The following is a 13,478-nucleotide window of genomic DNA, read 5'->3' as shown; positions in this document are numbered from 1 at the left end:
ACAAACTATTTGAACGTTTGTCATAACAACCTACCTAATTTCTCTTTTCCGTAGCCCCTGATTCTTATTAAAAATACTGGATACAGCTGGAGTATTCTGTTGAAATGGAATATTTACTTTTGTAAACCTACATAAATGCTAATTTTTTAATCCTAAATCTTTTTAATTACATTTCAAACCTATTGTTTATCAAAATATATAGTATTCTTAGAAATTTTTCTTTTACTTTCCTACCGCGGGCGGTATAAAGAGCCCTCTTCCATAATGGGATAGAGAGCTCTTGAAGACATCGTTATTTACCCCATTCATTAAAATCAAGATGTTTATATTTATCTAAGAAGCGCGTTGGCATCTTAAGTGCATCTTTCCGGAAAGGAGGGGCAAGTTGTGTACCGTCAACGTAAATGTTCAATACAGCAGGTTTTCTTTTTTCAAGCACTTCTTTAATAACTGGAGCAATATCTTCCGCTTTTTCAATTGTATATCCAAGCGCCCCCATTGATTTAGCTACTTCAGCGAATTCAGGGGCACTAATATCAGAGCCAACATAACGATCATCATAAAAATCCACTTGATTTTTCTTTTCAGCAGCCCATGATTTGTTGTTAAAAACACATGCTACAACTGGAATGTTCTGTTCTACCGCTGTACTTACTTCATGCAAACTCATCCCCCATGCACCATCTCCGATAATTGCAAATACTGGTGCATCTGTATCGGCAAGTTGCGCACCGAGGGCTGCTGGATAGGCAAAACCGGTATTACCAAATGTCAATGCTGCAATATGACGACGTGGATGGTTAAACTTCAAATAAGCATTAGCTGTAGAAGAAACGTTACCAATATCCGTTGATACAATCGAATTTTCCGGCATTGCTTTGGTCAATTCTAATAGGGCACGACGCGGATTAATTGGATTCCCGTCCTCCATGGCTAAATCTATTAATTCTTGTTCCCATTCTTTTTTTCGATTGCCTACTACTTGCATGCGGCCTGTGTCTTTTTCAGATGACGGCAGAGCTGATTGCAATTGTCGATAGATTTCGTCACTTGCCGCTTTGGCATCACCAATGATCCCCACTTCAACAGGATGTGTACGACCAATTTGGCGTGGATTTATATCAATTTGAATAATCTTTGCATTCTTAGGGAAATAATCAATATCATAACACGGCAACGTACCGAATTGAGAAAGCCGAGTACCTACTGCCAATACAACATCAGCTTCCTTCAATGTGTACATCGCTGCTTTTGAACCCATATAACCAATCGGACCAACTGCTAATGGATGATCTGCAGGAAACGCATCATTATGCATATAAGCGGTAGAAGCTGGCGCTGTCAAATGCTCTGCAATGTTAACAACTGTATCAACTCCTCCTGCATCAACTGTACCTCTTCCAGAAATAATAACTGGTTTTTTCGCATTCTTTAATAACTCAACCGCTTTTTCAATAGAATTCTGATCACCGATCCCCCTCTTATCAACACGATATTGATTTGGCTTAAGGATAACATCTTCCAGTTCTCCATAGAATAAATCTCGAGGAATATCAAACAACACTGGACCGCGTTCTGCATATGCAATTCGAAATGCTGTACGTAAATTATCAGCTACTCGGTTTACGTTGGTTACTCGAACGGTTTCTTTGGTGATATCCTGAAAAATAGAGACTTGATTCGCTTCCTGGAAACCATCTAGACCAATCGAATTTGTTCCTGCTGATGGAGAAATAACGACCATTGGACTATGAGCCTGATTTGCCGCAGCAACAGAGGTAACCATATTGGTAACCCCTGGCCCGTTTTGGCCAACGATAACACCAGCAGTACCAGAAACACGTTCATACGCATCTGCCATATGCCCTGCACTTTGTTCATGGCGTACTGGAATAAATCGGATCCCAGCTGCCGGGAATAAATCGAGCATATCCATAAACGCGGAACCAACAATACCATAAACTTCCTTAATATTTTCTGCGACCAGCGTTTCCACAATGGCCTCACTTGGTGTCATCTTCTGTTTTTGCCTTACTGACATTTTCATTTCTTCTGTTTGTTTGACCATATTATAAAATCCTCCTTAAAATTTTATTAGGTTTACCAGCTCGTTTCAGTTATTTGCAATGTATCTATTTCCTGCTTTTTTCCACACAAATCATTCAGAAATAATTCTGTTACCGATTTCAACACATGGTTCTTCTTGTAGGCGACGTAAAAGTGACGCTTTAATTTCATGTTCGAAATGGAATAAGCTTTTAAAAGTTTCAACTTCTGTTCTTTTTTTATTGCATTTTTTGAAATGAAGGAGACTCCTAACCCAGATTCCACTACCGCCTTAATAGCCTCGGTACTTCCAAGTTCCATGACTATGTTCAAATCATTCATCGACAACCCTGCTTTTTCCATATAATGATTCACAACAGAGCGTGTTCCTGATCCTTCTTCCCGAAAAATAAGTGGAGACTGCTCCACTTGTTCCCAGGATATCCAATGGTCGTTACTTGGAAAATAATCTGGTGTTGCAATTAAGACGAGTTCGTCTTCCAGAAATGGTTCCAATTCGATTTGATTATCCTCTATCGGTGTCTCCACCAGCCCAACATCAATGAATTCATTTTTAATAGAGTCTACAATAAATTCCGAGTTAGCAATATTCACTTGTATTTGAATTAAAGGATACGCTTCCTTGAATTTCTTCAGAAAATTCTGTAAAATATATTCACCAATAGTTAAGCTGCACCCCATGCCCAATTCACCATATATCGTACCCTCCATGTGCAAAATATCTTTACGAGCTAAATCGTTCATTCTAACAATTTCCCTGGCATATTTTAATAAAATCTTGGCTGATTGAGTCATTTGAACTTTTTTCGTTGTTCGTTCAAATAATTTCGTTCTCAGTTCTACCTCTAACGCTTTAATTTGTGATGTAATTGTTGGCTGTGTAACAAATAGTATCTTGGCCGCTTCTGAAAAGCTCTTTTTTTCCGCCACAGTAATAAAGGTTTTTAAACGCTCATAATTCATGGATACAACCTTCCCATCGGATTTTTCTCATATAGATCACTTCTACATATGGTGAATGACTGATGAGACCGTCTCGTTGATAAAATCCAAATCCTCCTCTGTGCTAGTAAGCGGCGGTGCAATGATAAGGATATTATTTCCACCAGGCACGGTGTCCCCGTTTTTCCCGATAATAAGCCCTTTTTGTTTACAACTAGAAATAATCTCGTTCATTTTGGCATCTGATAAAGGGACTTTCGTTTCTTTATTCTCTACCATCTCCAATCCAAGAAGAAAGCCGATTTGTCTTACTTCACCAACATTGGCGTGATTTTTAAGGTCATGTAATATCTTCAATTTTGATTGTCCAAGCGCATCCACCCGCCCAACTATATTTTCCTTTTCTATAATTTCAATATTTTTTAACCCTACTGCACATGCTGCTGGGTGCCCGCCATATGTTGATACGTGACGTAAGTGATTGTCTTTCCCTTCTTTTTTGAATGCTTCATAGATTTCTGCCTTTACGGCTGTCGCACCAAGTGGCAAGTACCCACTTGTCAATCCTTTTGCCATAGTGACAATATCTGGTTGTACATTGGAAGTATGCATGAACCCAAACATTTTACCCGTCCGTCCAAAGCCAGATACTACTTCGTCCATAATAAGCAGCACATTTTTCTCTCTGCAGATCTCAGCAACCCGCTGAATATATTTCATAGATGGAATAATGACTCCTCCGCCAGAAATAAAAGGCTCCATAATAAAAGCAGCAATGGTTTCTTCTCCTTCCCACTTAATCATTTCTTCCAATTCATCTGCCGCCCTTAGATCTTTTTCTTCCTGATTTCCTGAATACAATGAACGATAGCTATATGGAGGCGCAACATGTAGAAAACCCGGTGCAGAAGGATCATACTTCACTCTACGTATTGCCTGAGCAGTTGCACTCATTGCTCCCATAGTTGATCCATGATAAGCGCGATAACGTGAAATAAATTTGTATTTTCCCGGGTTACCTGTTTGAATATGGTACTGCCGGGCAATTTTAAATGCTGTTTCGTTAGCCTCAGAACCACTATTTGAAAAAAACGTCTGATATTCTGCTTCTAACAAATCACTAATTTTTTCTGCTAAACGAATTGCTGGCTGATGATTCATGGTTAACGGGAAATACGAAAGCTTTTTCATCTGTTCAGCTGCTGCATCGACAATTTCCTGCCTTCCATATCCGAGATTTAAACACCACAGTCCGGAAACACCATCAAGATATTCTTTACCGTTTTCATCCTTAAACCAAGATCCCTCCCCGGAAACAGCCACCATTCCCTTTTCATCCGGGTTAAACCGATGCATCGCATTCCATAGCCGTGATTCTTTTTCAGTCACTGAACTTTTCATTTCAATTTCTGATTTCATTTCTTCCCCTCATTTCCTTTTCGTTTTTGGTAACATAAGCAAATGAATTGATTACTTCTAAAGAGATCAAAGCTAATATTATTCTGTCTACGTCAACCCTCCTCCCTTACAATAAAAGCGCTTTCATTAATAAACAACATTATCAACATCAGTTTGAGCTGATAATGCATTCTACCAATAATAAGGAATACTTCAATCACAAAATGACCCCAACTTTCCATGATTCTCAGCATTAGCGGCGGAGGTCCGTACCAATTTTGATTGGACTGTTTATAGTATATGATAAGAATTTAGCAAATTCAATATTTTAAATTAATTCAGTTATTTAAATTTATAATAAATGCTATAATAATTTTATATGAATACAGCTATTCCTATCTCATGTAAATAAGCTTAATAATTATACTTTGGTCTCTTATTATCCAAATTTCCGAGATAAATTGATATGAAAGTTATACATATCGCTTCGATAATAAGCTTTCTCAAATTCTACTGTATTACCACCGTGATCTTTAATAAGTCTTTCCGCAATTAGAACATGCAGTTGCTTAGGAACTTTCAGGAGATCCGCGTCAGCATTCGTTATAATTCCACTTCCAATCGTTTGATCAGCTTCCGCAAATAAAATGCCAAGTTCATTTTGTTGAATATCATATAATGTCACATCATTTAAGTTGTATTTTGAAAGTTCCTTCCCAATATGAATGGGATAGTAGTGACACTCTACACCAATTGGAACTCCGTCTGCATAGCGAACGCGCTTCACAAAATAAGCTTCACTAAAACCAGTTTTCTCCTGTATATAGGAAGGCGGTGTTAATTTATAGTGGGTAATTAATTTAGCTCCAGGCCTCATCCCCATCTGTCTAATCACTTCCGTAGTGCTGGTAAGGTTCCCAAGCCATTGATGAATTGGCTTGAGAGAAACAAATGTACCAGCACCGTGACGTTTCTCCAACACCCCTTCCCGGACAAGTAAATTGATTGCCTCTCGTATAGTACTTCGACTAACATGATAAATGTCCATAAAATTTCGTTCACTTGGAATTTGTCCTGTAAGTTCTCCTTCTGCTATTTTTTTTTCGATTAACATTTTTAATTGAACATGTAACGGTGTTGAACTTTTAAATTCTAACTGCAACACATATCACCTCTTTATTTAAATGTGGAAATCAGTTTTCTGCCTCCTTGCTTTCACTAAATGAATAACATAGAGATACGTACCACTTTACAAATTTAATAATAATATAATATTCAGAGTAAAACAATTTCAAAATATTAAAATAATGTAGTTATTAAAATTTCTAGTTAATACTTCTTACAACTATTAGAAAAATTCGCATACGCCCGCCCTTTAGTGAATCCGTAGTATTTCTTATACTTTCCAATCGTGTAAAAAAGACTTTCATCTCGGTATGTATTAACTAACTTAAACCAAACTCCTTTAGCTACCTTTTTCTACATCCTCATCGATAAATTTAAAATACGGCAGCAGTATTCCTAAGAAAGAAGTTGTACTTATCATCACTCCTATTAACAAATACAATGGGCGGACTCCCCATACTTCACTTAAAAAACCTCCAGCCAATACACCTAGTGGCATCATACACCGAATAATCAATAACCGGACGGAGAATATTTTCCCCATTAAATGATGCGGTATGATTTTTTGACAAATTGTCGTATTATGTATCCCAAAAACAGCCATAGCAATTCCACCGATTATTTCTGTTAGAATTCCTAATAAAACACTTGTATTGATAAATAAGAAAATAAAGGTAAGCCCGCCTATAAATAATGCTCCAAGCATTAACCTTCTGCGGCTTCGATATTTTATTTTCCCAACCAGGATGGATCCTAAAATAAATCCAACAGGAAAACCAGCCATAAAATAACCGTATTCTGCATAGCTTCCTGACAATTCCTCTGTAATATATGGTAGTGTTGTAACCATTGTCACGCCAACACCAAACTGGACAAAACCCAAAAATATACCCAGCCAAACAATGACCCGCTTTCTAAAAAAATAAGTCAGTCCTTCTGTAAACTCCTTTAACCATGAAGCTCTCTTCTTTTGTGGAATTCTGGTTTCTTGAATAAAAAATAATGTAAAGCTGCTTAATAATAGCAATGTACTTACTAGAATCATCGTAGGCATGACACCTATATATTCAATTACAACTCCCCCTAAAAATGGAGCCGTAAACGTCATGAACCGCGCTGTTCCTTCCAAATATGCATTTGCCGTTTCTAATTGCTCTTTTGCTACGATAGAAGGAGTTATCGCTTGATTTGCCGGAACATACAGCGGTGTAATTAAACCGACGATCATCTGAACCAAATAGATATGCCAGGGCACAAGTGTGTCGGTCAATAAAGCAACCAGTGGTACAAGAAACACAAAGCCTCTTGCCATCTGAGAGAAAATTAATATCCACTTTCGGCTCCAACGGTCAATAAATGGTCCAATAAATAATTGAAGTACTAAAGAAGGAATTAAATATAACAGCCACATACTTCCCAACGCTAGTTTAGAACCTGTTAATTGAAAAATTAATATGGAATTACAAAAGGTTCCAAAAGCACCGCCCAGCTCTGAGATTCCATTCCCCATCCATATAGACAGGAAGGATCTATTTTTAAAAACTGACGTCTCCAACCGCTTCACATCTTTCATTTCTCCAGATACCAGTTAAATTCTTTTACTAAAAGAGTGAACACATTCTTTTTCAAGCAATATTTTGAATCGACTATTTCTACGATTTTTGCTGCTCTCAGTATTTTTAAATGATGATGAATGGTCGACTTCCCGATATCCAGTTTTTCCGTCATTTCCTGCAGCGTTCTTGGATGTTCGGATAATAACTTCACCATTTTCAGGCGCACTTCATCACCCAATGCTTTATATTTCTGAACAAGAAAATAATCTGGCATATATCGATCGCTTGGAGACACACTTTCATTCGCAACCGGGTAATAAAATACTTTGGTTCCTTCGATATCCGCCTCAATATTCCAAGGACGATAAATATATTGGGGAATTAATAAAACAGTATGCACACTAGGTTCCGGTGTATACGTAACTCCGCCGGTCGCCCACTGCACTAATTCCTCCGAAGATACCTTCTGGTGCATCTCCTTTTTTGACTGATAATCCTTTTCCAGAATTGTTTCTGTTTCTTGTTGTTTGCCTCTCACTATTTCCTGATACCAGCTTTCCATTACCTTGATCAAATGCTTTTTTAAAGTTGCCGCTTCACAGATACTAATAAATTCGATATATGTCGGAAAGAAGGGATTATTTTTAGTAATATGCATTAGCTCTTTAACAGCATTCATTTCACCTTGTGCAGCTTGCTCCCGATATGTCTGATACGAATTCCCGACAAAAGGAAGACAAATAAATTTTAATTCTTTATCTGCTAAACGCTCTACATATTGCTGAAAATCTTCAAGACTTGAAAATTCCTGCTGATGGAGTATTTGGAGTAATGCTTTCCATGTATTATTTTTCTCAACATATTCCAATTCCTCTGATAACGCTACGGAAATAGATTCTTTCGTTTGTGTCCAATATTCTTTAGGCTTATCTAATGTATCCAGCAGTTTTGTATTTGTTATTGCCGCAATTCCTAACGCGCATTCCCATAAAATAGAATAACGAAGCTTGACATGATACGTTTCTCTTTCTCTGCTTGTTGATTGAAGAACATCCACTTTACCACTCCTTGTATGTTATTTATTTTAGTTTAACACATATTCTATGATTATAGAATATAATATTTCATATTTATAGAACACGAAATTAGATTTCTTTTAATTATCTATTGCACTGCCTTGTTCTTGCTATGTAAAAGATTATTTAATAAAAAAGAATGGAAATAGTCCACAAATAAGGTAAATGATATTATGAATACATATATTAAAAAGAAAGGGTGAAGGAATATGTTAGAAAATAATGATAAAAATGTTCGATTACCTCGAGAAATTATCCAAATTCTTGATAAAAGTACTACTGGAAAAAATATTGATGAAAAGGTACGTTTATCCCTGACAATTGGAATGTTTGCAGAAGGTGCTGTTACTTTAGAACGAGCAGCGGAACTAGCAGGAATACCACTCACAAATTTTATAGACGTCTTACGTAGTAAAAATATCCCGTGGATGGAATATACTCTTGAACACACGAAAGAGGATGAACTGGCTATCCAAAAATATAAAGGCGGTACAACGTAAATGACATCAATCATAACAAATACGAGTCCTATTATTGCTTTATCCATGATTAATAAATTCTCTCTTCTTTGTAATTTATTTGACGATGTTTATGTTCTAAAAGCAGTTTTTAATGAATTAACTTCAAGTTTTAATGAGGATGATTTTGGTAAAAAAGAAACCCTGGAAGCTGTACATTCTGAAAAAGTAATCTTGTATTCTGTAAAAGCGGATGATTGGGTTCAGCAAATGTATGCCAAGCTCCATTACGGTGAATTAGAAACAATCATTGGCGGTAAAGAATTAGATATTGATTTTGTATTGATTGACGAGAGGGGTGCCAGGAGTATGGCAAAAAGTTTATTTTTAACCCCTTTAGGGACTCTGGGGCTTCTCCGTTTAGCAAAGTCACAAGGAAAAATAGATAAAGTTAAACCCTATATCGATACCTTAGTCAAAAATGGTTTCAGAATTGGAAAGCAATTATATGAACAAGTACTAAAGCAAGAGAATAAATGGAGTTAACGCTTCTAGTGATTAACACACGTTTAAAAAATCATTAGATAAAAGATTTTTTCTATTTTTACTGGATATCATTGTTGAAAGAGAAATAAACTGATTCATTATAACTTATATGAATGGTTATCCTTTATTTCATCGAACATCTCTTTACTAAAGATTTCTAATCACCAAGTTATTCTTTTAAACTAAAAAAGACTGATATAACCGGAATAAATACCATGTCAGAAAAAACAAGCATGCTTCTCATACACATATATCTACCCTTTACAATCAGCCTTCTCCAATCTTCTAAGATGGATAAAACGAGCAAAATAAACAACCAGGACAACTAACACATGCAATCCAACCCATATCCAGTTAAAGGAATAAGCTAATAAATTGAAAACAAGAACAAATACCAAAAGAGCAACAGAAAAACCAAGCAGGGTATTGAACAGGTTGCGCTCCACCCGCTTGTTTGGCTTCATAGCTTTTTCTCCACTCCTAGACCTTGTTGGGATGTCCAAACAATACTTATATTCTGGTTATCCTTTAGGTTGTTTTCTTCCTATTCGTTTCCCTGAATTACATTCATAAAAACACAGCTGAAAAAGCTTGTTTTATACACTAGTTATTTTTAAAATTTATATCTTATATTCACCTCTTTGATATGTCTTTCAAATTTAAATGTTTATAAAACGTCCGTAAGTGGAAAAATGTTGATACATACTTGGAAACTAATAAAAGGGAGGAACGTATGATGGATCCAACAGAAATGCAAAAAGGAAGCACACCCAGACAAACTCAAAATAGACAGCCGGGAATCGAGTCAGAAATGAACCCGCTCCCGCATCAGCCAACGGATTATACAGGCACGGATAAATTGAAAGGAAAGAATGCCCTAATTACCGGCGGTGACAGCGGAATCGGTCGGGCAGTTGCTATTTTATATGCAAAAGAAGGAGCAAATGTAGCAATTTCTTATTTAGATGAACATGGTGATGCGGAAGAAACTAAGAATTTAGTAGAAGCAGAAGGCGTTCAATGCCTCCTTCTCCCTGGAGACATCAAAGAAGAACCCCATTGTATTGATTTAGTAGAAAAAACAGTGGAAGCATTTGGCGGCATTAATATTTTGGTTAATAATGCAGCGATTCAATTTGAACAGGAAAATGTAGAAGATATCCCTTCTGAACAGTTTGAAGACGTGTTCCGCGTGAATTTCTTTTCACAATTTTATCTGACGAAAGCAGCTGTTCCACACATGGGACAAGGAGATTCAATCATTAGCACTTCTTCCATCAATGCTTATAAAGGAAATGCCACTTTAATGGATTATTCTGCAACAAAAGGAGCGATTACTGCTTTCACAAGAAGTATTGCGCAAAGTCTTGCTAAAAAAGGAATTCGGGCGAACACTGTTGCTCCAGGTCCAGTCTGGACGCCGCTAATCCCCGCCTCATTTGATGAAAATAAAGTGGAAAAATTTGGACAGGATTCTTTAATGGGACGCCCTGGTCAGCCGTCAGAGCATGCTTGGCCATATGTTATGCTAGCTTCCAAGGAATCTTCTTATATGACCGGACAAGCTATTCATATTAATGGAGGAAACTGGACATCGTCTTAAGCTCTATGTAAAAAAGCTTGTATTCTTTCATCAGAATACAAGCTTTTTTACAATTTCTATTTGACCTCCATCGAATCCACTTCTAACACCTGCACCGCTGCATGATCATGCGTCTCTAAATCATTACTTTCAAATGGATTATTTCCTGTAATCACACCATATGCAATAACAACAGCACATACATAAACAATCCCGATACTTACCCATTTTTTAATCGACATCGATTACGCCTCCCTTTTCAGCTTCAAGCGTTGAAGTCTGAGCGCATTAAGCACAACAGATACCGAACTGCATGCCATCGCTGCTCCGGCAACCCAAGGAGCTAATAGTCCAACCGCAGCAACGGGAATGGACGCAGAATTATAAACAAAGGCGAAAAATAGATTTTGCTTGATATTCCGCATGGTTTTGGCGCTTAGCTCAATACTGTCAGCTACACTGTGTAAATCACCGCGCATCAGCGTCACATCTGCTGCTTCTATGGCGACATCGGTTCCTGTACCAATCGCCATTCCAATATCGGCAATTGCTAAGGCGGGAGCATCATTAATGCCGTCGCCTACCATCGCTACTTTTTTGCCTTCCTGCTGAAGCCGTTTAATTTCATCTGCTTTTTGATCCGGTAAAACTTCTGCAATAACTCGATCGACACCGACCTCTTTTGCGATCGCCTGAGCGGTGCGTTCGTTATCTCCTGTCAACAGAATAACTTCCAGCTCTTGTGCATGTAAACGTTCAATAGCCTCTTTCGATGTTTCTTTCACCGTATCAGCAACTGCAATGATTCCTGAAAGCTCGCCTTGGAAACCGACAAGCATTGCTGTCTTACCGGCAGCTTCCAGCTCTGTCATGGTTTCTTCAATATTGCTGATATCAATGTTTTGCTGCTTCATCAGTTTTCTTGTTCCAATATAGAGAGGTTCTCTCTCCCATGCCACTTGGATACCGGCACCAGGTACTGATTCAAAATCTGTTGTTTCTCTTAAATCAATATGCTGTTCTTCTGCACCTCTGACAATGGCTTCTGCAAGCGGATGCTCAGAATGCTTTTCAGCAGAAGCAGCCATTTTCAACAAGTTTTCTTTTGTAACGCCTCCTTGAGGAATAACATCTGTCAGTGCAGGTTCGCCTTTTGTTACCGTTCCTGTTTTATCTAATACTATCGTTTCAATGGATCGTGTATTCTCTAAATACTCTCCGCCTTTAAACAGTACACCTAATTCCGCAGCTCTGCCGGAACCAGCCATGACAGAAGTTGGCGTCGCTAAACCGAGTGCACAAGGACAAGCAATAACCAGCACCGTAATTGCAGGTACTAATGCTGAACGGAGGTCTCCGGGCGCTACAAAAATATACCACGCAAGGAATGTCACCACTGCAATACCAACAACTACAGGAACAAAGATACCAGATACACGGTCTGCTACACGCTGAATATCCGCTTTGCTTCCCTGCGCTTCTTCTACTACCTTTACAATTTGCGCAAGTGCTGTATCTTTTCCAATCTTCGTCGCTTCAATTGTCAGCATTCCGTTTTTGTTAATCGTTGAGCCAATCGCTGTATCCCCGATGTTTTTATCAATCGGAATACTTTCTCCGGTAATCATTGACTCATCTACAGCTGATTTTCCTTTTACAATCGCTCCGTCCACCGGTATTTTTTCTCCCGGCCGGACAATAATATTGTCGCCGACAGCTACTTCTTCAATAGCGATTTCCATCTCTTCACCATTACGAATAACACGGGCAGTTTTTGCCTGCATATCTAGCAGCTTTTTAATCGCCTGCCCTGTACGGCCTTTGGCACGCACCTCGAATAATTTCCCGAGCAATACCAGCGTAATAATCACTGCAGCAGCTTCGAAATAAAGTTCAGGCATTCCGGATGCCCCTTGTATTTGCCATTCTATCCCCAGGAAAATACTATACAAATATGCTACAGATGTTCCTAAGGCAACGAGCACATCCATATTCGCACTTTTATTTCTTAACGCTTTATACGCGCCTACATAAAACTGCTTCCCCACAATAAACTGGACAGGTGTTGCCAGAGCTAATTGCACCCATGGGTTCATCAGCATATCCGGTGAATAAATAAACGATGTAAAGGAAAAATGCGTCACCATCGTCCATAATAACGGGAACGTCAAAATAGCGGAGAAGATAAACTTTCCGGTCTGATGACGGATCTCCTCTTCTTTCCGGTTTGATGTTTCTTCCTTGGACACCTGAGGTTTAAGTGCATAGCCAAGCTTTTTCACAACTTCCATCATATCCTGGCTGGTTACTTGTTCTTCATTATATTCAACTGCAACATTTTCCAATGCAAAATTAACATTGGCTTCTGTTACACCATCCATTTTGTTTAAACGTTTTTCAATCCGGTTGGCACAAGCTGCACACGTCATTCCTTCTACGTCAAAGGTCTGTTTTTCATGCTGGACATGGTAGCCCAGCTGCTCAATTTTCTTCTCAAAATCCTCTACGGATGTTTGCTCCGGATTATAGTGGATCGTTGATTTTTCAATCGCAAAATTGACATTTGCATCTTCTACACCGTCTACCCGCTTCAAACCCTTTTCAATTCGGGTTGCACAAGCTGCACATGTCATCCCTTCGATAGGCAATGTGACTTCTTTTTTAGCTTCCACCCAAACCACCTCCCATACCTATGCAGGGTATGTTTTATTTAAAAAGGAGATCGTGC

Annotated in this window: 12 protein-coding genes; 3 read left to right on the top strand and 9 right to left on the bottom strand. The window is 38.2% G+C overall.

The window, feature by feature from the left end:
- Positions 1 to 292: 292 nt before the first annotated feature.
- The 6 genes from xsc to BN986_RS09585 form a co-directional block, all read right to left on the bottom strand.
- Positions 293 to 2,068 (bottom strand): sulfoacetaldehyde acetyltransferase, encoded by a 1,776-nt coding sequence (gene xsc / locus BN986_RS09610; protein ID WP_040979582.1) that lies wholly within the window; start codon positions 2,066 to 2,068, stop codon positions 293 to 295.
- Between the two features lie 32 nt (positions 2,069 to 2,100).
- Positions 2,101 to 3,030 (bottom strand): selenium metabolism-associated LysR family transcriptional regulator, encoded by a 930-nt coding sequence (locus BN986_RS09605; RefSeq protein ID WP_052400736.1) that lies wholly within the window; start codon positions 3,028 to 3,030, stop codon positions 2,101 to 2,103.
- 42 nt (positions 3,031 to 3,072) lie between these two features.
- On the bottom strand, positions 3,073 to 4,428 hold the full coding sequence (locus BN986_RS09600) for an aminotransferase (protein ID WP_040979581.1): 1,356 nt from the start codon (positions 4,426 to 4,428) through the stop codon (positions 3,073 to 3,075).
- 418 nt (positions 4,429 to 4,846) lie between these two features.
- Positions 4,847 to 5,572: a GntR family transcriptional regulator gene (locus tag BN986_RS09595; RefSeq protein ID WP_040979580.1), complete on the bottom strand. Its 726-nt coding sequence runs from the start codon at positions 5,570 to 5,572 to the stop codon at positions 4,847 to 4,849.
- Between the two features lie 300 nt (positions 5,573 to 5,872).
- Positions 5,873 to 7,105 carry an MFS transporter gene (locus BN986_RS09590; protein WP_040979579.1) on the bottom strand — a complete coding sequence of 411 codons (1,233 nt, stop codon included), beginning with the start codon at positions 7,103 to 7,105 and terminating at the stop codon, positions 5,873 to 5,875.
- A complete protein-coding gene (locus BN986_RS09585) occupies positions 7,102 to 8,145 on the bottom strand; it encodes an ArsR/SmtB family transcription factor (protein ID WP_040979578.1) in 1,044 nt (347 codons plus the stop codon). The genes BN986_RS09590 and BN986_RS09585 overlap by 4 nt, the downstream gene beginning before the upstream one ends.
- A gap of 228 nt (positions 8,146 to 8,373) precedes the next feature.
- On the opposite strand from BN986_RS09585, the gene BN986_RS09580 reads away from it, so the two are divergent.
- Entirely contained in the window at positions 8,374 to 8,664 is a 291-nt protein-coding gene (locus BN986_RS09580; protein ID WP_040979577.1) for a UPF0175 family protein, read from the top strand.
- Positions 8,665 to 9,168, top strand: a complete 504-nt coding sequence (locus BN986_RS09575; protein WP_040979576.1) for a PIN domain-containing protein — start codon at positions 8,665 to 8,667, stop codon at positions 9,166 to 9,168.
- Between the two features lie 254 nt (positions 9,169 to 9,422).
- Here BN986_RS09575 and BN986_RS09570 read toward each other — a convergent pair whose 3' ends face one another.
- On the bottom strand, positions 9,423 to 9,632 hold the full coding sequence (locus tag BN986_RS09570; protein WP_040979575.1) for a hypothetical protein: 210 nt from the start codon (positions 9,630 to 9,632) through the stop codon (positions 9,423 to 9,425).
- 272 nt (positions 9,633 to 9,904) lie between these two features.
- Here BN986_RS09570 and BN986_RS09565 point away from each other — a divergent pair, with 272 nt between their 5' ends.
- The gene (locus tag BN986_RS09565) at positions 9,905 to 10,771 is read left to right on the top strand and encodes an SDR family oxidoreductase (RefSeq protein WP_040979574.1); all 867 of its coding nucleotides are present in this window, start codon (positions 9,905 to 9,907) and stop codon (positions 10,769 to 10,771) included.
- A gap of 56 nt (positions 10,772 to 10,827) precedes the next feature.
- On the opposite strand, the gene BN986_RS26970 is transcribed toward BN986_RS09565, so the two are convergent.
- Positions 10,828 to 10,992, bottom strand: a complete 165-nt coding sequence (locus BN986_RS26970; protein WP_157037071.1) for a hypothetical protein — start codon at positions 10,990 to 10,992, stop codon at positions 10,828 to 10,830.
- Between the two features lie 3 nt (positions 10,993 to 10,995).
- Positions 10,996 to 13,422: a heavy metal translocating P-type ATPase gene (locus tag BN986_RS09560; protein WP_040979573.1), complete on the bottom strand. Its 2,427-nt coding sequence runs from the start codon at positions 13,420 to 13,422 to the stop codon at positions 10,996 to 10,998.
- Between the last annotated feature and the right edge of the window lie 56 nt (positions 13,423 to 13,478).

Source organism: Oceanobacillus jeddahensis (assembly GCF_000750635.1).
Taxonomy (GTDB): domain Bacteria; phylum Bacillota; class Bacilli; order Bacillales; family Amphibacillaceae; genus Oceanobacillus; species Oceanobacillus jeddahense.
Note: the sequence above shows the minus strand (reverse complement) of the source record. Positions and strands in the feature narration are given on the sequence as shown.

What these genes read in the sequence shown, in the direction of transcription:
- BN986_RS09590 (WP_040979579.1), bottom strand. Translation starts at nt 7,105, where the DNA reads ATGAAAGATGTGAAGCGGTTGGAGACGTCAGTTTTTAAAAATAGATCC.
- BN986_RS09575 (WP_040979576.1), top strand. Translation starts at nt 8,665, where the DNA reads ATGACATCAATCATAACAAATACGAGTCCTATTATTGCTTTATCCATG.
- BN986_RS26970 (WP_157037071.1), bottom strand. Translation starts at nt 10,992, where the DNA reads ATGTCGATTAAAAAATGGGTAAGTATCGGGATTGTTTATGTATGTGCT.
- BN986_RS09570 (WP_040979575.1), bottom strand. Translation starts at nt 9,632, where the DNA reads ATGAAGCCAAACAAGCGGGTGGAGCGCAACCTGTTCAATACCCTGCTT.
- BN986_RS09565 (WP_040979574.1), top strand. Translation starts at nt 9,905, where the DNA reads ATGGATCCAACAGAAATGCAAAAAGGAAGCACACCCAGACAAACTCAA.
- BN986_RS09600 (WP_040979581.1), bottom strand. Translation starts at nt 4,428, where the DNA reads ATGAAATCAGAAATTGAAATGAAAAGTTCAGTGACTGAAAAAGAATCA.
- BN986_RS09580 (WP_040979577.1), top strand. Translation starts at nt 8,374, where the DNA reads ATGTTAGAAAATAATGATAAAAATGTTCGATTACCTCGAGAAATTATC.
- BN986_RS09605 (WP_052400736.1), bottom strand. Translation starts at nt 3,030, where the DNA reads ATGAATTATGAGCGTTTAAAAACCTTTATTACTGTGGCGGAAAAAAAG.
- xsc (WP_040979582.1), bottom strand. Translation starts at nt 2,068, where the DNA reads ATGGTCAAACAAACAGAAGAAATGAAAATGTCAGTAAGGCAAAAACAG.